Source organism: Vibrio sp. 10N.222.54.E6 (assembly GCF_041473955.1).
GTDB classification, from domain to species: Bacteria; Pseudomonadota; Gammaproteobacteria; order Enterobacterales; family Vibrionaceae; genus Vibrio; species Vibrio tasmaniensis_A.
The window spans coordinates 1-21,378 of record NZ_JBFRTD010000035.1; the positions used below are offsets into that span (position 1 = coordinate 1).

Here is a 21,378-nt window from a genome sequence, read left to right on the forward strand (position 1 = left end):
GACGTCAACACCAGTGACGTCAACACCAGTGGCGTCAGCGCCAGTGACGTCAACATCAGTGACGTCAACACCAGTGACGTCAACACCAGTGACGTCAACACCAGTGACGTCAACGCCAGCGACGTCAACACCAGTGGCGTCAGCGCCAGTTACATCACCATCAGTGGTCTCATCACCAGTCACCGTCGCTATAAATCCGGCACCGACACCAGTTAATGCGGTTATCTCCAACGGCCCGCAAGCGTACAAAATGGATGAGCTCGTAATACCTGATGGTTTCGATTATAACTCTGTAGATCAATTTGACCTCAATATTGATATCAGCCACATCTCAACCGATCGTTCGTTCGTATCCGTATATAGTCGATTTACCACAAGGACAGACTTAACTTACAAGCCTGATTATTCAAGTAAGGTCATTGGAGGCCCTTTAGACAACGGTACATTTACGTCCAACTTTTCGGCGCCGCTAAGCGAAGATATTCTGTTAATTGAGATCTGGTTTTATGATGGTCAAGCGCCGCTGCAACAAGTCGTTGCAAGTGACGGATCACAAATCACTTGGTAAACGTAAAGGAATGAAAAGCGCTGAGTTCAGTTTAACAATAGCTAAATTTAGTTGGAGTTAGTCAGCAGTCTCGAAGTTGAAAGTCGAAAGTCGAATAACAATGCATAAAGGTGAGCAATGAGGCTCACCTTTATATTTGGGCGCTGTTTCAATTTTCAGTACTGGTTATGTTCACTTTATCGAAAGCCTGTCTTATCTTTTAAAGATGACTTTCAAAGGCTTACTTTATGAAACAGTTGAAAATAGGATTCGTTATATTATCGATTGGTATTGGGCTACTTTTATTTCTCACCTATTTCCCAATGACATCTTCTACCGGAGAACGCATTGAAGCCAGAGTCATCTCCAATACGCTCACTCAATCCCTAGACGGACATAGACGCTACCTCACGGTTGAAACTCAAGACAACGAAATATTTCGCGTTTCCATTCCACCAACAACAGACTGCCCTATTGATTCTATTGTTGTGCTTGATACATTAAACAATCAAATAACCGGACAAAGCAGCTATCAGTTCATCCACTGCCGGGCTGCGCCTTAGTCGCCGATATAACAACAAGAATGGATATAAGAAGAATGAATCAGCCACTCATTTCACCAGAACAACTTCAACAACGTTTGCTAGAAGAAGACAACATTGTAATCCTCGACGCCAGTATCGAATTTCAGATCCCAAGTGAGTCAGAAAAGATCAAAGGACAAGTGATACCTAGTGCGATTCGTTTCGATTACGACAAAGACTTTTGTAACAAGCACACTCTGCTCCCTCACATGTTCCCGACCGAAAAACACTTCAATACACGCGCACAAGAAATTGGTATCAATCAAGACAGTACGATCGTGGTTTACGATAACTCAGGAACTTTTGCCTCGCCTCGCGCATGGTGGATGTTTATGGCAATGGGACATAACAACGTTTATATCTTAGATGGCGGTTTACCTGCATGGATAGATGCAGGCTACGTAACAGACACTAACTATAAAACAGAAGTTCAAGCCGGGAATTTTGATGGGAGTATTCAAGACGACTATTTTGTTAATGCTCAACAAATTGAAAGCTATTCCGATAACAAGAACGCGAACATTGTAGATGCGCGTTCTCAAGCTCGCTTCGATTCAGAAGTTCCTGAACCACGTGAAGGCTTACGTAGTGGCCACATCCCAAACTCAGTTTGCTTGCCGTTCGCACAAGTCTTAAATGCAGGTAAATTGAAACCTCAAGAAGAGTTAGTTGACATTTTCTCGACCCTAAACTTACCCCCCTCTCAACCTATGTTCTTTAGCTGTGGCTCAGGTGTGACGGCTTGCATCATTTTATTAGCCGCTAAACTGGCTGGTTATTCAAGTGATATGGGCGTTTACGATGGCTCATGGACTGAATGGGGCGCAAATGAAAAACTACCTATTGCCGTAACTAAAAAGTAATTCAGCTTCGCTTAATGATACTGTTAGAATATACTGCGCATGCATACGGAGCTTACTAAAGGTTATGGCTGAAGCCCATGACACTTAAGCATCTTATTGCTCAATCAGCTAGGCACTTATTAACTCAAGCGTTTAACACGGTTGTAACTTGAAGACGTAGTCACTTGAAGACACCTAGGTAGTGACAGAGTTAACACTACCTATGTGTAGAGCCATCCGATTGCTAACAAAAACTGTGATTAATCATGGGTTAATTGTCAGCACGTTTATGAGTGTTAATATTTCATTCAAGAATCTCTGTTCTTAGCCGTTACACTATTTAATCATTGATATATTCATCTCTGATGTTTTATGCCTCGTTGTATTAATCACACTGGCGATATAAACGTTGTCACTTGCAGTCTGTTAAAAGTAGTCACCAACAAAAGGCATCTCATGGCTCTATTTAAGAAAAATATCTGGTCGCTGTACGCTATGATCGTGCTGCTTACCCTGATACTTTTCAGCGCCTTTGGCATAACCAAGTGGCAATCAAACAGAGATGACTTTACTAAGCAACAGCATATCCAAGTTGAGATCTTCTCTAGCTCAGTAAACTCTCTATTAACTAGCCAAGAAGCACTGCTTGAAGTGGTTGGGCATCAACTTGCTCAGCAGTCCGACTTTACCCGCACGGCTTCGATTCAAATTCGACCAATATTAGATAAACTGCTTGATACTCATCCTGCAATAGCCGCTTTCGGGTTACTAAATCCTCAAGGGGATTACCTATCAATCAGCTCAAACCTACAACTGTCTGATCAATTTAATTTACTGGATCTCCCGTACACCAGAGACTCATTTCTAGAGGCTATATCGAGTAATAAAATGGTTTTAGGGCGCACCTATTTCCATGATTCTCTTAACAGCCTCGTGATCCCATTAAGAAAATCCATTTCTCTCGATGGCAAGAACGTTGATGCAGTCATGACCGCAGGTTTACGCTTAGACAGTACAATATTGTTTGAAAACAATGCGCACGCAGGCAATTACAACACGTTAACTCTACTTAGAACCGACAACTATCGTCAGTTTTTTTCTAGCGATATCGAGTCGCTAGACGCTTATTTAAAACCAGTTGATAACGATCTAATGGATCGCATTACCAAAAGCTTTTCTGAGCAAGTGACTGTCAGCGTCAAAGAAGCGAAAACAGGAAAATACACATATTCTTTCTGTATCGATGATAGCGCTTTCCCATCGCTCGTTAGCGCTAAATACATTCCAGACTACAAGCTTTGGGTTGTCGGCCGTACAGACCTAGAACACGTTGATGGTATATTCGCAAAAGAGTTCGGTACTCTTTTCTTTGTTTTTGTTGTTCTTCAGTTTGGTTTCTATTTTTTAGTAAAATCGATTGCGAAGAACGAGCAACGAACTCGCAGCCAATTGATTTACCAAGCCAATCACGATCCATTAACCTCTCTCCCCAACCGCTCCTATATGCGTAAAAACATTGGCAAGTGGATTGAAGATGAGTCAGAGCCATTCTCACTGCTGTTTATCGACATCGATAACTTCAAATGTGTTAATGATACCCATGGACATGACTTCGGAGACAAGGTGCTCAAACAAATTGCATTACGTTTGATGCGGTTTCGCTCCAGAGTCAGCCTATTGGTACGAGAATCCAGTGATGAGTTCTTGTTTTTAACAACGCTGAATAGTGAATCTGAAATTAAGCGACTATCAGAACGAATTATTGAAGTACTTTCTCAACCTTATGAAGTTGAAAGCGCTCAATTTTTGTTGAGTTGCAGTGTAGGTATTGCCCGCTTCCCAGACCACGGAAGAGATTTAGATAGCCTGTTACGCTCTGCCGATATTTCGATGTACAAAGCGAAACAGCAGCAAAACTCATACAGTATTTTTACTACTGAGATGCAAGACGCCCACCTCTACAAAATGAGAGTAGAACAAAGGCTTCGTATCGCTATCGATAAACAAGCTTTATTTATGGTTTTTCAACCATTGGTTCGTGCCGATGAAAGTACTCACGGTGTAGAAGCGCTTGTGCGTTGGGTAGATGATGAACTGGGTTTTGTCCCGCCAGACGTATTTATTCCTATTGCTGAAAGCACAGGTTTAATGCAAAAACTCGGCACCTTTATTATTGAATCCAGCGTTATGCAGATCGCTCATTTACACCGAACGATAGAACAAAAGATCGGTCTTTCGATCAATATATCCGTACGTCAGTTTTCACATAAGTCGTTCTCAGAACACCTATTCACTACGCTTGAGAAATATCAGTTCTCACCAAGCTGTTTAACGCTCGAGATTACTGAAAGCTTGTTCATTGAAGATGTGGCTATAGTGAAACCACTATTTGAAGCCCTCAAAGAAAACGATATTAAGATCTCTCTGGATGACTTCGGTACGGGCTACTCGTCATTGAGCATGTTAAAAGCACTCCCTATCGACGAACTTAAGATTGATAAGAGTTTCATTGAAAACATAGCAGTCGATCAACAGTCACTAACAATGGTCCAGAACATCATCGCTATCGGTAAAAACTTCGGTATGGTGGTGTTGGCAGAAGGCGTAGAATCAAACGAACACTTCGCGATTCTAAAAGCATGCGGATGTGACTTAATGCAAGGTTACTACTTCTCTCGCCCTATTCCTTATGATGAGTTATGCAAGTATCTAACACCGGCTCAAGTTATGGCTACAGAACTACCAGAACCCACGTTGTAACTGTTTGGGTACTTTACCTGGTTAAACGAATAACGCTATAGATTAAAAAGGGAACCCAAACGGGTTCCCTTTTCTTTACACACCACTTAACAGAGCGGCCCAAAAAATAAAAATACAGACAACGACAACAAAGCCCATTACGACTTAACTGTTATCACAACTCGTCGGTTACAACCTGTTGCCTTATTGTCTGTGACTTTACAAATTGGTGCACTTTCGCCATACGCATATTCAACAATGCGATTCCCTTGATGAAGATCTTTCTTCAAGTAGCTCGCCACTTGTCCTGCTCGGCGAGATGACAGTGCTTTGTTGTAGCTTTTACTGCCTAAGCTATCTGCATGACCTTCTATATAAATCTTGGATTTATCTCCCACCAAGCTAAGGTACTGCCCTAATACTTGTTTATGGTTTTCATCCAATAGGTACACGTTAGTTGGATAATTGAGCACCAAAGATTGCGTCGCTTTATCATAGAAACAGACATCATCTTGAGCTGCGATTTGAATGACTTCACTCTCTCTATTGAGCACCTCATTTTGAGGTTTTTCATCAAGCTTTATTAGCTTTCCAGTCACTTGTGTCGTAACAGTATGAGAAGACACCAACGTTTTCGAAGTGACGTATTCGCCGACATTGCCCAAGCAGTTTGCATAGCTCAATGGAGACAGTAGTATCGTAGACATAATTACTAGGTATCTCATGTTAATCCTTTAGTTTTCCGGTTTCTTCATTAATCAAATTCAGAATGTACTTGTACACATCTTCACCATCTTTTGCGTGGTAGATGTTTTTCTTACCAAAACAATCCCCAAAGCCATCACTTTCATTTACTTTGTAATTAATACCAATGACGCCCATCGTGACTTTGGTTTTTTCAGCTTCAGTCGGCGAGTTACTTTGGAAGCGATTTCGTTTGGCCGATATAGTTGAGCGCAGCTTTTTACACAGCCCTTGGTCCACTAGTTTTTGTAAATAGTTCTTGTCGCCATCCTGACCATCAGATAAAACAATAAACACTTGCTCAGGGTTTAGATTCGTTGCTTTATTAGCTTCTTGGGCGGCAGCAATGATCCCATTCCATGACGACGTTCCTCCACCAGCTTGCAGCTTGGTATTCATTAGTTGAGACCGAAATTCATCATAGTCTTCAGTCAATGGAATATCATAAAACTTATAATACTTAGCAAAATTAACGTTGTGGGTATGGAGACGTTCAACCTCGTATCGACTCATACCCCTCTTTGGCTCGAGTATTTCGTTATACAGTTTGGGTTTGTCAAACATTCGCCTAACCGTTGTTCCTGGCGAGGAACGAGCGTAATTGTAAGCGTATTTTTTTCTCCATGAACCGTAATAGCCATAAGCGTTAACTCTTACAGTTTTATCGGTCTGCTTAACATGAAACGGGTTGTAACCAAGTAAGGCGACTCGACTCTTTTCTTCCGTATTAAATTTTTCGATGTCATCAACAACTCGTTTAATGGTTTCTTTTACAACGTCTAACTTCATTTTTCCGTTCTTCCACGAGTTACCCATAGAACCACTAAAGTCACCGATGAAGTAAACGTCGACAGATTGAGGAAGATACTTTCGCGTGACCGCTCGTCCACTAACCGTAAATTCAGGTTCTAAATCGACATCTTCATACGAAATCCATGATGTATATTTGGCGGTAGCACTAACGACAAAGTCACTAAATGGCGCTAATTCGCCGCTAGCTTGAACACAACCATCTTTATATTCACATTTACGGGTAAATACGGCGACATCCACATCCTCTGAATTGTCTAAAATGTATCTATCAACCAAGTAACGTGCATACTTTACGTTTTTATCTTCATCCTCTTTAGGGCTTGCAATAAGTGCGAGGCTCGCAACCTCTGCAGCTTCTAATAACCGAGAGTGAGCCAACATCTGTTGCGACATTTGCATCGAAAACGCCATAAAAATAACCATCGCTGGTAAGAGACCAACGAACAAAATACCTGCGACACCTCGGTTTTTCTTTATCGATTTCACCTCAAACCCTCGCAAATGAATAAGATGTACTTACAAGGCGAAAGACTTCACCGTTAGCAACACCAAGCACATTGATTGGTGTTTCATAACATAATGAAACCTGATACATGGGTAATCTGCGACCTCGTGATGTGATTGGCAGTATTTCTATCGCTTTTTGCTTAGTTATATCGCTCATATCAGGAAAGTCACACCCATGAATGCTCCCTTTGGTTAGAGTTTTTTGAACCCTTCGGTAATTCACTCTACCTCCAGATAAAGCGGTTTCTTCAAGCCTTATTTCGTCGATGCGCATCCCAAACTTGGTTTTATCAAAGTTTGGAATCATTCGTTTCATCGAAGCAGAAGCAATCACAAACGCGTTGTGTTCTGTCTTTCTACAGTCACCCGCACATATATCCATGTTGGCATTAAACAATTGTTTTCGTTCAGCAAAGATAGTGGTCAATGAATAAGAAGCTCTGTCGAGTTGGCCCTTCTTATTAATAGCTAGCATATGATTGACTACGGCAACGAAGATCCCTGAAGCAAAAACTAATACCATCGCCAATTCAACAGCAAATGCGCCTTTTTGTTTAGCTTGCACAACCTGCCCCCTGACCAATTTTGAACGAACATCTTTCATATTCTTGGATAGTGATGACTTCACGTTTAATAGCAATATCTGGAAACCAAATGGATACAATCGGGTCGTAGGTATACTCTAAAGCATAGACAGCTAATGCCATGTCTTCGGGTTCATCTTTCTTATCTGGGCACTCATCTGTAGAAGCGTAAGTATCCGTACATTTGAGAAAGCCTTCGTAGTCACGAAAGTAGTTAACATGAATAACTACACTCCCCTCTTTGACTACATTACTCCATAATGCCCCGCCAGCTTTAGTTAACTCATCATTGATCATTTGGCCGTAGTTGATGGAATTGCTACTGCTTGAGTCGCCCGCTTTTTTGGTACGCATTACCGCTGTGGTCAAAGCATGGTCTGTCATGCTCATTGAGAATGTCAAAATACAGATCTCTACCCAGCCAAAGGCAATAGCCAGAAAAATCGGAATCCCCATAGCGACTTCAACCGTCAATGACCCCTTTTGCTTTCGCTTAAACCTTCTCATAGTCGGACATACCTTTTCTTAGTGTAATCAACAACGAATGCTCCCTTGATATCGATACTGTTTAAAAACGCTTTCGCTTCATCTAAGTCATTAAAGTCACCAATGCAGTAACGCTTCCATAAACCATGTGTATACGAATAAACAGAGCCGTAGTTGGTTTTCAAATAGTTCAAAAAGTCAGAGGGGATCGCCGTATACGTCGCCAATACTTGCACACGATAAATGGGTTTTGCCCCGGGCTTAAGTTTTCTTGGGTCAAGTACAGAACCATCGACACTGTGTCTAGATGCTTGAAACTCTGTGGTAGCATCCAATTTACTTACGCGAGACGTCGGGGCTACAAAGCCCCCTGAATTAGCTTGAGAGCCAATAAAGTGTTGTTCCATTTCTATCGTTGACTGTGTCACGGCCTTCTTCCCTTTGCTTTTAGATATTGACCTCATTAATGCAGACAACTGTTTGTGAGCTTGCTCATCGCTATTCGAATGCTTCAAAACCTCTAGCGCGATATCCGGTCGCTGAGATTTAACCGAAGAGAGAATCAAGTTAGAGCTCACTCTCTGATCATTCGGATTCGAAAGGTAAAGGTCATATAAAATGTCTGTTGCACCCAAATAATCAGACTGCATTATTTTGACGACTGCGATATTGTTGCCAGCCTCCCTGTCTGAAGCCCCTTGTTTTCTACTTTCCTCAAAATGTTCGATCGCTTGGGCAAATCGCTTTTGCTGAGCCAATATTTTTCCAGTTAAAAGTTGATACTCATACTCTTTGCCACCTTCATCCCGATACTTACTCAGCTCTTCCAGTGCTTTCTCAAAATTCTTTTTTTGATAATAAAGCCTTGCATTAGTTAAAATGTATTCAGGTTCATCAAGATCATTATCATTGTAAGTGCTGCGATACAGCTCAGCAGACTTGATATCTTTTAGATCTAAATACAAATTAACCAATTTAACTTTATATTCAGGTTCCGATTGTATATTTGCCTTATAAAATTCAATGAGTTTCTGTGAGTCACCCGACCCTAAAAGCAGTTGTTCTTTGGTATCAAGTTGGTTATTAACCGTTGAACAACCGGAGAAGAGAACCAAAACAATAACGGACAATACAAAATTTCTTATCACATCAACGCCCTCATAATACCTGGAGCTGCAATTAAAATAATAATCGGAACCATGATAAAAGCGATAAGTGGAATCGACATCTTCGCCCCCATTTTCCCGATTCGTTCTTCTAAATCCATCATATTAAGCTCGCGAATATCGCTTGCTAAAGTCACTAATACCGGACCAACTGATGAACCAAATTGGAGGCTCTGCACCATGGTCATTACAAAACTTTGTGATTCACTAGTTGGAACAAGCTCATAAAATTCTTCTAATGCCTTTTCAAGGCCCACCAGGCGAGATCGTTCGACAGTTACTCTGACCACATGAGCAAGGTTACTGTCTACTGAGTGAAGTTCTTTCGCCAAGTACTCCAAGCTAGACTCGATAGTCATCCCCGTATGGACGCAAACATTCATTAAGTCGAGTAAAAATGGCAATCGTGAACTTATGTGCTTGATGTTAGATTTACCTCGAGCCGACACATAAGAATCAGGACCAATGATAAATATTAATAAAGCCCCCATTAGATATAACAGTGCGAATACCGTTTTCGTGTCGCCGCTATAAAAATCAAAGCCAATCAGTGCTAAGCAAACACAAAAAGGAACGATTTTTAGTAAGTAATAAACGTCGGCCAGGAAATCACTGTAAAAGCCAGCTGCGACCAATTTTCTTTTTGTTTCATGCTTATTAAAACTAATCCTAGACAATATAGCCTTGAATAAATCTGCTCTTTTCTTCTCTTCTCGTGTCGAACCGATTATTTTTCGAGTCTCTATATCCGCTCTCGTATTATCCCAAAACCGTAAACAATACGTTGCTAGGACCATCGATATAATGAATATCACACTCCAAATAATAACGGTTTCAAAGTCCATCAATTCACACCCCGCAAAATCAGCCAAATGCAAAAAAAACCAACTAGCTCACTGGCTAATACATAATAAAAAATAGGTTGACCAGCTTCTTCAAACATCACAAAACTGTAGTTTTCAGGACTCGTAAACTTCAAAATAATAAGAAAAATAACCGGTAAGCAGGCAATTATCTTTGCCGAAGCTCGAGCTTCTGAGGTCAAGGCATTTTTCTTTTTCTCCACAGCTCTTGAATCGAACATAAGTCGGTTTATTTTGTTGATCACATCTTTGAGTTGTCCACCTCTAGCCAAATTGATTCTTATCGTTGAAGCAAAGAAAAAGTACTCTAAGTACGGAAACGTATTGCTACTTCGTTCAAGAACGTCATCAGGGTCTTCACCAATAAGTAAACGCTCAGCCATGAATTTGAACTCTTTGCCCACTTCGTTATCAAGCTGCTTACCTACATACTCGAAGGCATGAATGATGCTTTGCCCTGAAGAAATGGCCCCACTCAAAATGTTCAAAGCGTCTGGAAAGTTAGTTTTAAAACGCTCTACTTGCCTTGCTTTTAGATTGTTATAAAAGACAAAGAACAAGAGAGGCTCAACAACAATCAGACAAACTATAAAGTCCTGACGTAAAAAAAACTCATTGAGAGCATAAGTTGCAGATGTCGTCACAGAGATAAACAAGACCAGCTTCAAGGACATATTAGGTTGAAATACCTTGATTACCTTCTTGTACATTTTCCTGATTCTGGCTTTATAGCTCTCTTCAAACTGTTGTGAATCGATAACAGAGCGAACACCTTTAACCCCTTCAAACTCAGCTTCCATCTCAATTAAGCTACTCAATTTTTTGCTTTGACGAGAGCGATGGATAAGGAAGTAAAGTAGCAAAGCGCTCCATGAAGCAATCAGTATTAAGGTCATGTAAATATCTCCTTCACTGCTTGTTCTAAACCAAAGAATTTTGCGCGTTCATAAATCACAGAACGAGTCGATAAACCGGGTGTTCTGAACTCACCTTCCATTTTTCCATCTTTGAAATTTGAAGTCGCTTCGTAACGAAAAATGTCTTCCATCACCACGCTATCCCCTTCCATCCCGATAATTTCAGAAATGTACATCACCTTGCGGCTACCATCGTGGAGGCGCTTAACTTGAACGATAAGGTCTACTGCACTAACGATGGTTCTACGTATTGCGGATATCGGCAGACTGGCTGTTGCCATCATTACCATGCTCTCAGTACGAGCAATGGCATCACGCGGTGTATTGGCGTGCAATGTCGACATAGATCCATCATGCCCTGTATTCATCGCTTGAAGCATTTCAAAGGCTTCACCACCACGACACTCACCAACAATAATTCTGTCCGGGCGCATACGAAGGGCATTAATCACAAGGTCTCGAGCGGTGATTTCTCCTGTTCCTTCAACGCTAGCTTGTCGAGTTTCAAGCCTAACAATATGAGGTTTTTGTAGCTGTAGTTCCGCAGCATCTTCAATAGTAACAATACGTTCAGTTTCGCCAATGAAGCCAGATAATGCGTTCAATAACGTTGTTTTACCTGAACCAGTACCACCGGAGATCAATATGTTGCACTTGCAATGGCTCGCAATGGACAAAAGCTTAGCCATTTCGACAGACATCGCACCAAACTCAGCAAGATTCTCAAGCCTAATTTTTTGCTCTTTGAATTTACGAATCGAGATAGAGGTACCGTCTATCGCTAACGGGGGGATCACAATATTTACACGGCTCCCATCCATTAAACGAGCATCACAAAGGGGTTTTGATTCATCGATACGACGACCCACATTTGATGCGATTCGCTTAGCGATGGTGTTCAGTTGTTTTTCGTTAACAAATTGAATGGGTGATTGTTCAACCTTGCCATTGATTTCTATGAAGATATCCGAAGGACCGTTGATCATGATATCCGATATATCATCGTTATCGACTAAAGCTTGCAGGGGCCCAAGGCCTTTCAACTCATCGAGTAACGCTTTGACTAAGTCGACACGTTTCAATGAGCTGACTTGCAGCTGCTTCTTATCGATCAATATATTAACCGAGTCTTTGAGTTGTTCTTCTAGCTCTTGATTACTAATTTCAACAAGCGTAGCGGCATCTAGAGCATCAAAGATCTCATCTCGAAGCTGGATGTAAATTTCTTTTAATTGATTCATTTTCTAAACAAACTGAAACGTGATTTAGTTTTAATTTTCTTGCCTGTCAACGTGGCAACCATAGTTAGAACGGCAGTGGCAGACTTAGATTTAAGCAACTCATTAATACCTTGCTGTACCACGATTTTTTCTAGCGACGGCTCGTACATGAAATCAATACTATCTTTGGCTTTGATTCTCTCTTTCGCACTCGCGAGTGTCATCATGAAGTCTTTCGCTGGCCGATTAAGGTTGAAGATGATTTGGTGTTCAGATTTCCCGATCTTCTTCTTCAAAGAGTTATAAGAACGCAGTGAAGAAACCGAAGGTTCGCAGACAATAAAGATGCGATGGTACTTATCTGATAACTCCTGATCATGCATCTCTTCATAGCAAGATAAGGGCGCCGAATCTATGATAAAGTTATATTGATCAATGAGTTGATTGGAAAGGTTGTACAATGTAGATGCGTGATCAGTAAGGCAAGCAACATTTTTCTCTAGTACCAAGTAATCAAGCTTATCTTTCACACCATGTACATAGGTCTTAGCTATCGCACTGTCGATATCGATCTGATTCAAATCTATACTGTTGTGCTTGGCTTTCAAGCCTTTTACACCTATATAAATGTCACTATTTAGTGCTCCTGAATCATGATCCACCAAGAGTGTCTTTAGATTTGCTTGCTCTGCTAAGGAGTGTGCTAAAACAGAACTTACGCAAGATACTCCAATGCCACCTTTGGTACCCAAAACTAATATACGTTTGGCTACACGCGTTTTTTTAACGGTGCTTTCACCTTCTTGCGTCGTTTTAATTGCCGCAAGTAATGAATCAAGTTCAGGATCCCAAAGAACATAACTAGCACCTAATGCATGCACTTGGTTACGCAGCTTTATCGAATCAACATCACAGAGAACAAGCAAAGATATATTCACATCCAAACGAACCGAAATCTCGGAAACTTGCTCTATAACGTTGGAGGCACTACGAAGATCCAACACAACGTGGTTAAGCTTAATGTTTGACTGATTCCAAACGCCATCTAAATCAATATCGGTGACTTCAAGTGGTTTAGGGAAACCTTCAATAGCGTACAAATCATTAATAGATTCAGTTAGGGTATTATCATCAGACACAATGAGATCGGTAGCCTCAACCGTCGACTTCACTTTCGACGACGAATTACGAAACAAGATATCCAAGTCCATTACTATTTCGCCTTCTTAATTGGGTTAACCAAGCTGATGTTTCGGTTATGTTCAACACTACAACCAAATTGATAATCTTCCCTTTTCGAGAACACCATCACTCCACATTCGCTGCTTTTAATTCGGACATATCGACCTATGATTAAGATGTTTTTTTCTTGGTCATGATCGGCAAGTTCGATTTTATATCTGTCTTTTGCGATAGATTCCGACTTAAATCGATCTCGTAATTTGGCAACAAACTCACTCGCATCCGGTTTATATTTAACGTAGAACGTCGCCTTAGGTTCTCTCGCATTGAGCTCACGAATAAAGGCCACCGAGCGAGAGATTGAATCTTCACTACTCGCCATATCAAATTCAAAGCGCTCCTCCAGTTGCTCAATCACACTAGAGTTTGGGGTATCAACATGAGAACAAGCAGAAGCAATAAGAGCGATTAAAGTAATAACGATCCATCTCATTAGTTGAATCCTCCTTGGTTTATCGTGTTTTCAAGCTCTGGTTCGTCAAGTTCCGAAAGATCAATTCTAAGGAGTCTTTCGAGATCACTTGTGCGTCTAAAGCTTGGCAATTTGACCTGCTCTTGCTCAACCGGATCAACCAAGTTTACAGTCGCAACAATGATCAATTCAGTCTTGGAACGGTTGGTGGAAGAGTGGCTAAACAACGCACCTAGAATTGGAATATCTCCCAAGATTGGAATCTTGGTTAACGATTCACGCTCTTCCGATGTCAATAGCCCCGCCAAAACAAAACTTTGCCCATCTTTCAAGTGAACCGTTGTTTGAGCTCGTCGAGTTCGTAAAGAAGGCACAGAAATTAAGCCTGTCGTGGTTTTGTTTGATTCATCAATCGAGCTAACCTCTGGGATCAAGGTTAGGCGAATATTCTCTGTGTCAGTTACCTTTGCAACCATGGCCAACTTAACGCCGTATTCTTTATAAGAAATGGTAATCCCGTCTTCATCTCTGATAGCAATTGGTATCTCGCCACCGGCTAGGAAACTAGCCTGCTCACCTGAAATAACAGAAAGGTTGGGCTCGGCCAATACACGCCCGATTTTGTCATCACCACTAGCGGAAATAACTGAAACGATATCTTGAGCCGTAAAATCAAGTAGCTTATTTACAAAAGTACCCGGATCACCACTATCGCTATAAGTAACACCTAATTCTGTCAAAAATGAGCTAGATACTTCCGCGACCGTTAGCTTGACATTGATCTGCTCAGTAGTGAGTACTTTCAAGTTATTAATGACTTGATCGTAGTTGTACTTTGCCGTGTACTCTAGCTCGTCTAAGGCTTCACCGTCCGCATCCTTTAGTTCATAAGCTGCGCGGCGACGATCTTTCTTCAACATTTCACCAACAAGTCGATTGATTTTTTGTTTAATCTCTTCACTACCGACAATGCCATCTAATACAACTTGGTCACCTACATTGGAAACCACAACGTTTTCATCAGGGAATCTAGCAATGAGTGTTTGCTTCAATAGTCTTAAACTTTGGTTGACTACCAATTCTGCGTTATAAATTTCGTTTCCACCGCGATCATAAACAATCACAGAGGTCGTTCCTTGGCCAACGCCATAAACTACAACCTTATTTTCATCGATAATTTTGTAGTCTGCTATTTCTTGATTCGCGACAAACACCGTCGATATCTGTCTCTTCAAATTAATGGTTTTCGCAGCGCCTTGATCCAAGTTCATTAATTCTGATGCGAGCAATGGACATGAAAGAATCCCGCACAATAGCAAGGCTATATTTTTCTTCTTTAAAGTCATGTTATTCCTTACCACGTAATTCTCTGACACCAAACTGAGTTTCTAAAAGGTCACTACTGCGGATAGATAAATAGCGATTTTCTATTTCAGATGGAATAATATTCACATCACCAATTTTTTGAGCCATTTCTAGCTTCAAAACACTCCGCATATTCAATGCAATGACTAAACTGTATTTTTTATCCTCTGCATCTTCGGAGTCACTATCTTCACTGCCTTTTATTACCTGCAAAACACGCGCCCCACTGATAATTACTCGGCTAACGAGATCGCCAATATCACCATACCCATTCTCAACCAGGTTTGATTTTGAAGACGTTGTTGAAACAAAACTCACTTTATCGCCAGGAGTAAGAGTTGCCGTTTGTACGACTCCAATACCTGTTACTTCATAAAAATAAGGTAATTCACCATCATTTAGTGACAAGTACATATAATCTCGGTCTCCCGGATTGGAGATCATATCTTGTGTTAAATAAGTACCTTTACTGATGTCATCTTTAAAAAGAGCACCAGGTTTAACAACTAAATCGTCTTCTAACGTATAGTAGTAACCATCTAAATCAGATATGTGAACAAACTTCTGTTCATAATACTTGGGGATTAAAGGTTGAGAACGTCTAATTTCTTTTTGAGTAACTAAAATGCTGACTTTAGGTTCTTCTTTTTCGTGAACCTCAAGTGGCTCTTCGTCAGTTGAAATATAGTTAATATTAATATATACCAGCGTTGAAAAAATAGATAAAGCAACAAAAAGAAGAATGATTATTCTGTTCATATCAAGCCCAAAATAGGGGCACAAGCCCCTTATAGATTATTATATTTCAATTACTTACTAGCTGCGTCTAAATCAGCTTTTACAGCGCCAAGTGCTGCGTCTATTCCTCCTGATATAGTATCATTCTGGAACGCAGTTAATATAATTCCTGACATTACAACGGCAATAATTGCATATTCAACTGCAGTCACACCACGAACATCATCTTCGAACTTCATTTTAAGTTCAGCCATTTTTGCTAAAGTTTTGTAGTACATAATAATCCTATAAAAAGTATGTTGACCATTGGTCTAATTGAAATTGCGAGGAAAATTTACCTGATACAAAAACATACATCAAATTAATAGTTATTATGGACACATAACACAAATTTATTGGGTATTGAGATAATGTATATTTATAAAGCCATAAATAATATAAAATCGACATCTGTTGAAATAAAAACTTATTGAGTATACCCTCTAACTATGAATATAGATTTATTAGTTAACATTGTATTAATATCAACAAATTTTTTAATACTGTCGTTTGTATGCTTCTTTGATGGTTGGCATAGAAAAATCCCAAACAACCTAAACAAAATTGCTTTGATATTTAGTAATATTGTCGCGTTAAATAACGGTTACTTGATGTCATCACTACCCATTGCGATTTTATGTTTCGTGGTGTTTTTTATACTTTGGTATCTAAAAGTGATAGGAGCTGGAGATGTGAAGTTACTCTGTGCCTTAATCATTGGCATACAGCCAAATCTAGTTACGATAACATTGATTTGTATAGGCTTTCTAGGAGGCTTTTTGGTTTTCGCAATGTACATAGTAGGAAAGGTAAGAGGATTACCTAGCTTTACAAAAGGCATTCCTTACGGAATACCTATTGCTATGAGCTGTTTCTTTTTTAGCACTATATCCATTTTAGCAAACTGACTACATAATATTGTGCTCTAATATAGGGCTAGAAATATCACTGATTTGAAATAATTGTTGAATCTTATCTTTAATACCTAACGTCTCTAACTCTTGTGAAATTTCATCACTACACCAAACGTACGTGTTTACTTTTTGACGTAATGGTATTGTCTTGCATTTATTGTGACGTATCGACCATTCAGGAAATATTAAAATAGTTCCATTCGTTTCCAGTTCATTTTTAAGGAATTGGCATGAACTTGTCTTCACCCAACTCGTCACATGATTTGAGTCAATTTTATAATCGTTGAGTATCTCTTGTACATAAGATTTGGGAAGAGAACTACAAAAAACAACTCTCTGCGGATAACACTCATGCGGATCAAGTGAATTAGAATGCGCGATAACATAGTTAACGGTATTCAGTTGATAGGATTTTCCATTCTCTTGTGAAATTCTATCCATTGTAAAAATCAAATCGTAACGAGAAGAATCCAATAAAGAGGACTTTGTGAAACTATTTATGGACAAGTCTATATTGTTCAACATTCGAAATTCATTGATTACACGCTCAACCATATCGAAGCAAAAAGATTCAGAAATCGCTATATTGAATTGGTCTCTTAATTCAACCTTTTCCAAATCTTCAAACAATCTTTCGTACATAGACATTGTTTGGTCTGCATAATCAAGTAATACTTTTCCGTGTTTAGTGAGTAAAAATCCCTCTTTCCTATCAAAAATACTCGCCCCGATTGTACTTTCGATCTTTTTAATATGCTGAGATACAGCGGGTTGTGTCATAAATAAAGACTCAGCGGCTGCTGTAAAACTTTTGTGTTTAGCAACGTGCGAAAATGTTCTTAAATATTTGACGTCGATAGACCTGTTGACGTTTTTCATGGTGCAAACTACCCCGATGTTGCGTTATTTTATTAATTATTCTTATTAAAAATCAGCGTCAAAGTAACAATAGTGTCATTCAGATACAAAAAAACATTATTTATATACTCATAAATAATGTTTATATGCACCTATATAAATAAACACACCCACCACAACCAACAACTGATTCACAAATCCTTATGTGCTTTTACAAACAACATGTTTTGTGTGTCATTCACATACCAAAGCCCTTACACAACACCTTTCCAATGCAAATGACAATCAACACAATTATAACCAAAACCTATGCACTCTCCACCTTTTCGTTGACGAAAATCGTTGAAATTAATGTAAATATTCCCACTGCATAGGATTAAAGCTCAAAAAACACTCAAAGTAACCATTATCTATTTTTGTGATCAGCGTTACACCAAAATGCAACCAAACACCTATTAATGTAACCTAAGGGAAAGAAGTGCGACAGAACATTCTTTTTCCGATTATCTCATGTATGTGCAGAAAAATAAAAAGAGCCAATAAATATAGCTCTTTCATTTCAATTTATTCTATCGTTGCTTTCGTAGTCGAAAGAGCATACACAATATAAAGAGGATAGGTAGTGAGGAACTTCCTCCGGATGAATTATCTTGACTTAATGGCACAGATGATGCGTTTGAAACACTCGGTAAAACTTCTATATCAAACGATCCGACCCACTCATCACCATCGGCCGATAAAACCTTATATTTGATAGTGTCATATAAAGCCAGCTTACGTTGAGCAGGAGCATTATAAATGATCTTACTATCGACAATTTTTGCAATACCACTGCGTGGGAATTCTAAAATATATAATGTGTGGTTAGCTCCGTTAGTAATAGGAACTAAATCGATTGTATCTCCATATTTTACTTGCAACGATTTGGTGCCTAATAATAAAGCTTCCGTTCTTTGCACATCCAGAACTACAGACTGCTTTGCATAACCTCCTGACGAGTCCTGTACCAAAATTGTAAATCGGTATCGCTCTCCTTTCGAAGCATCACTAGGTACTATCACTTGTAGGACTTTGGAGCGTGATCCACTTAATTTCAGGCTTGGACCTTGAATTTGAGACCACATAATTTCATGTTCAGAAGAATCGACGTCGGTAATATCGGTTACCGTAAAAGTAACAGTTTCACCAGGCTTAGACGTCACCTCGAGCCTATCTATTGTTAACTTTGGCGCGTCATTCACAGGCTTAATATCAACTTCCACACTAGCAAAATCCGTCTCATACCCTAGCTTATCTACCAAACGGTATGTGAAGCTGTCACGGCCAAACTGGTCAACCTTTGGGAAGTAGGTTCCATCCTTTATCACGCCCTTCATTGGCTTCTGAGCGATTTCAAAAGAGTAATTATTTGGCTTCGGTAAATTGATATCATTAGCCAATAAATTAAGCATAAAAGGGGTATCTTCCTCGGTCGATATCATGTCATCGACAGCAATTGGCCTCGCATCTATTGGCAACTCAAAAAGCGCTGCAAAAGGGAAATTCTGACCGAAACCGCGACTCAACCCTCGAGTTTTGTAATCAGAAATAGATCCTGAAAATTGACTTTTCCTTTGTCCATCCCCTAAATACGCATCTAAAAACTGAGTTGAGTATTCAGGGGTACCATTCTCAATCTCTAAGACAATTAACTTTGTGCCTAGCCCAAGCTTAATTTTCTCGTCGAAAATGATTTGTCCGCCGCCCTGCCTCGCGATGCCTCTGTGTAACAATCGAGCTGCTTGCTCGTCAATAACTGCATTGCCGAATCTTGATTGATATGGATATTCCACCAAACGATAAAACATCGGCATCGCGGCGCTCGTTGCTTTCGCGTAAAAGTGAATTCCTCCAATACTTTGGTTTCCCTTGACCACATCAATGGGGAAACCTAGAACATTAATATTCGCGTCATAACGTGGGTATGTTCTCCCAAAAGAGGTTACCCAAGATGATTTGTTGTTGGTGTTAGGTACCAACAAAGAGAAACTCGCTTTGGTATCATCGCTAACAATATTGGTTATTGAGATATCCGTCTTTCGCCCCGCCGTAATCGCTGTTAAGGAAGGTTCTGAATCATCGGAGAGATTGGTAACCGATTCTCTACCTGGGAAGACATCGCCAGAGTCTCCAGAAGAGAATCCATTTTCTAATAACCCCTCTCCATCGGCTTGGAATACCTGTACTTGCATCGGACCAGAACTATTGAATTGGTTATCTATATTCACGGCTGTGATTAATAACCCCTCACCACGGAGCGCTTGGTCATAATCGTTTTTGCGTCTATTTTCCACATAAGCACGAGGCCCAAACTGTTTAAGGTAAGGGTCAAGGTGGATAACGCTTTCACCCTTGATTGTACCAACTTCAATACTCCCGTTATTGGAGAGAACTTTCGGCTTTAAAAAACCAGATGCCTCTTTACTCCAAGCCAACATGTTGACCGGAGTTTCGCCAGCATACTGATCCGTCGGTTTTCTCCCCCAACTGCCCCCTCCCATTAACCCCCAATGACCAATAGAACCATCATGCTGATAAGAATATAAATCTGGAAGTCCTAACATCAGATGTCCAAGCTCATGTGCTATCACCCCCATTGTTGACTGATGGTCACCTTGATAATCGGCGAACAAGCAATAAGCACTAATGCGTTTTCCATCGATCTCGACAGTGCTATGAGCATACTTATGAGGCCAAATTGTCGGGGTTTTTCGTGTACCACTAGATTTGTCATTCCCAGCAAAGACAAACATGACTGACAGCTCTTGAGCTGAGATGCTATTATCGTTGTTCGAATCATATTGAGAAAGGTCGAAGTCAACATCTAGCGCTTCATATGCCTTTGTGAACACATTATTAAGCTTAGTTTGGCAGTTTTTCTCAGACTTTGAATGGCAGTTAGGATGATCTATATCCAGCGTGATATTAATAACACCATCATTTTTTGTTCCTTCATTTTCTTTGGCAGGAACAACTTTATAATTCCCATAACTATTTTTTAGGAAATAATCTTGAACACTTTGTTGGTTTTCACCAAATATCGTCGACTGAAAATCATTTTCAATCTGTTCGTCTAAAAAACTGACCTGTATTACCAATAAGGCCTGCTCAGTGATCCTTTTTTTCGAAGGACTGTTTAGGTGTGAGCGTTGAGTATTCATTGGGGTAAATCTTTTGTGGTTCGCAGCGGGTGAGTCAAAAGATTCATTGATATGTATTGGATCAATCTTTAGGTTTTTTATGTTTGATTCAACGGGTATTTCAGTATCACTCGAAGCCAACACCCCAGTTGAAACAACACTCCCCCCTCCTTTTTCACTTGTTTCATATTTAGCAAAGTACCACTGATTATCAACACCCTGAACGTATAGGTGACCATCATGGTCTTGGTACCAAAACATATATTGAGACCCCATTAAGCGCAGTTCTTTTGTACTGCCATCAATAAAGGTCATTGTGTGCCAAGTTGGCGCAGGTAAAGTAGTCGCTTGTACAGAGCAAACAGCAATGAGTGCTGTAATAAATGTACAAATTAATTTTGTCCTCATTAGGATAATCTCGTTATTTGAATTTCTCTGAAAGAGATAATTAATTTATTAAATAAAACGAGACTTTATCAATGAGGCATTATATTAACCAATTAACTTTCTAACTAAACCTATAAATATTATTTATAGGCCAAAGTATAAGAATTAATTATGATCGTATAAATTTATAATAATAAAATATAGATAATGGATAATTCTATCTTTTATTATT

20 protein-coding genes are annotated in these 21,378 nt (G+C 39.8%); 5 read left to right on the forward strand and 15 right to left on the reverse strand.

What is annotated here, in order from left to right; all coding sequences use genetic code 11:
- From AB4513_RS19285 to AB4513_RS19300, 4 genes are all read left to right on the forward strand, one after another.
- A partial coding sequence (locus AB4513_RS19285) for a hypothetical protein (RefSeq protein ID WP_372081067.1) occupies nt 1-568 on the forward strand: 568 nt, incomplete at its 5' end.
- 227 nt (nt 569-795) lie between these two features.
- Nucleotides 796-1,110, forward strand: a complete 315-nt coding sequence (locus AB4513_RS19290) for a hypothetical protein (RefSeq protein WP_083784002.1) — start codon at nt 796-798, stop codon at nt 1,108-1,110.
- A 35-nt stretch (nt 1,111-1,145) separates the two neighbouring features.
- Complete coding sequence (locus AB4513_RS19295) at nt 1,146-1,994, forward strand: sulfurtransferase (RefSeq protein ID WP_009845552.1); 849 nt, start codon at nt 1,146-1,148, stop codon at nt 1,992-1,994.
- 435 nt (nt 1,995-2,429) lie between these two features.
- The gene (locus AB4513_RS19300) at nt 2,430-4,733 is read left to right on the forward strand and encodes a bifunctional diguanylate cyclase/phosphodiesterase (protein ID WP_009845553.1); all 2,304 of its coding nucleotides are present in this window, start codon (nt 2,430-2,432) and stop codon (nt 4,731-4,733) included.
- 137 nt (nt 4,734-4,870) lie between these two features.
- Here AB4513_RS19300 and AB4513_RS19305 read toward each other — a convergent pair whose 3' ends face one another.
- The 13 genes from AB4513_RS19305 to AB4513_RS19365 are packed head-to-tail and all read right to left on the reverse strand — an operon-like array spanning nt 4,871 to nt 16,047.
- The gene (locus AB4513_RS19305; RefSeq protein ID WP_012600426.1) at nt 4,871-5,437 is read right to left on the reverse strand and encodes an OmpA family protein; all 567 of its coding nucleotides are present in this window, start codon (nt 5,435-5,437) and stop codon (nt 4,871-4,873) included.
- Nucleotide 5,438: 1 nt separating this feature from the next.
- Nucleotides 5,439-6,755, reverse strand: coding sequence for a vWA domain-containing protein (locus AB4513_RS19310; protein WP_009845555.1), 1,317 nt, complete (start codon nt 6,753-6,755; stop codon nt 5,439-5,441).
- Between the two features lies 1 nt (nt 6,756).
- Nucleotides 6,757-7,341 carry a tight adherence pilus pseudopilin TadF gene (gene tadF, locus AB4513_RS19315; RefSeq protein WP_009845556.1) on the reverse strand — a complete coding sequence of 195 codons (585 nt, stop codon included), beginning with the start codon at nt 7,339-7,341 and terminating at the stop codon, nt 6,757-6,759.
- Nucleotides 7,331-7,867 (reverse strand): TadE/TadG family type IV pilus assembly protein, encoded by a 537-nt coding sequence (locus tag AB4513_RS19320; RefSeq protein ID WP_009845557.1) that lies wholly within the window; start codon nt 7,865-7,867, stop codon nt 7,331-7,333. Before AB4513_RS19320 ends, tadF begins: the two co-directional genes overlap by 11 nt.
- The gene (locus AB4513_RS19325; RefSeq protein ID WP_009845558.1) at nt 7,864-8,994 is read right to left on the reverse strand and encodes a lipopolysaccharide assembly protein LapB; all 1,131 of its coding nucleotides are present in this window, start codon (nt 8,992-8,994) and stop codon (nt 7,864-7,866) included. Before AB4513_RS19325 ends, AB4513_RS19320 begins: the two co-directional genes overlap by 4 nt.
- A complete protein-coding gene (locus tag AB4513_RS19330; protein ID WP_009845559.1) occupies nt 8,991-9,857 on the reverse strand; it encodes a type II secretion system F family protein in 867 nt (288 codons plus the stop codon). Before AB4513_RS19330 ends, AB4513_RS19325 begins: the two co-directional genes overlap by 4 nt.
- Nucleotides 9,857-10,771 (reverse strand): type II secretion system F family protein, encoded by a 915-nt coding sequence (locus AB4513_RS19335; RefSeq protein WP_009845560.1) that lies wholly within the window; start codon nt 10,769-10,771, stop codon nt 9,857-9,859. Before AB4513_RS19335 ends, AB4513_RS19330 begins: the two co-directional genes overlap by 1 nt.
- Nucleotides 10,768-12,033, reverse strand: coding sequence for a CpaF family protein (locus tag AB4513_RS19340; RefSeq protein WP_009845561.1), 1,266 nt, complete (start codon nt 12,031-12,033; stop codon nt 10,768-10,770). The genes AB4513_RS19335 and AB4513_RS19340 overlap by 4 nt, the downstream gene beginning before the upstream one ends.
- Entirely contained in the window at nt 12,030-13,223 is a 1,194-nt protein-coding gene (locus tag AB4513_RS19345; RefSeq protein WP_009845562.1) for an AAA family ATPase, read from the reverse strand. Before AB4513_RS19345 ends, AB4513_RS19340 begins: the two co-directional genes overlap by 4 nt.
- 2 nt (nt 13,224-13,225) lie before the next feature.
- A complete protein-coding gene (locus tag AB4513_RS19350) occupies nt 13,226-13,687 on the reverse strand; it encodes a hypothetical protein (RefSeq protein WP_009845563.1) in 462 nt (153 codons plus the stop codon).
- Nucleotides 13,687-15,012 carry a type II and III secretion system protein family protein gene (locus AB4513_RS19355; protein ID WP_009845564.1) on the reverse strand — a complete coding sequence of 442 codons (1,326 nt, stop codon included), beginning with the start codon at nt 15,010-15,012 and terminating at the stop codon, nt 13,687-13,689. The genes AB4513_RS19350 and AB4513_RS19355 overlap by 1 nt, the downstream gene beginning before the upstream one ends.
- A gap of 1 nt (nt 15,013) precedes the next feature.
- Complete coding sequence (locus AB4513_RS19360; protein ID WP_009845565.1) at nt 15,014-15,790, reverse strand: pilus assembly protein CpaB; 777 nt, start codon at nt 15,788-15,790, stop codon at nt 15,014-15,016.
- A gap of 50 nt (nt 15,791-15,840) precedes the next feature.
- Nucleotides 15,841-16,047: a Flp family type IVb pilin gene (locus tag AB4513_RS19365; protein WP_009845566.1), complete on the reverse strand. Its 207-nt coding sequence runs from the start codon at nt 16,045-16,047 to the stop codon at nt 15,841-15,843.
- A gap of 210 nt (nt 16,048-16,257) precedes the next feature.
- On the opposite strand from AB4513_RS19365, the gene AB4513_RS19370 reads away from it, so the two are divergent.
- Nucleotides 16,258-16,716 (forward strand): prepilin peptidase, encoded by a 459-nt coding sequence (locus AB4513_RS19370; protein WP_009845567.1) that lies wholly within the window; start codon nt 16,258-16,260, stop codon nt 16,714-16,716.
- On the opposite strand, the gene AB4513_RS19375 is transcribed toward AB4513_RS19370, so the two are convergent.
- The gene (locus AB4513_RS19375; protein WP_009845568.1) at nt 16,717-17,601 is read right to left on the reverse strand and encodes a LysR family transcriptional regulator; all 885 of its coding nucleotides are present in this window, start codon (nt 17,599-17,601) and stop codon (nt 16,717-16,719) included. It lies immediately after the preceding gene.
- Between the two features lie 548 nt (nt 17,602-18,149).
- Nucleotides 18,150-21,167, reverse strand: coding sequence for a M6 family metalloprotease domain-containing protein (locus AB4513_RS19380; RefSeq protein ID WP_009845569.1), 3,018 nt, complete (start codon nt 21,165-21,167; stop codon nt 18,150-18,152).
- Nucleotides 21,168-21,378: the final 211 nt, after the last annotated feature.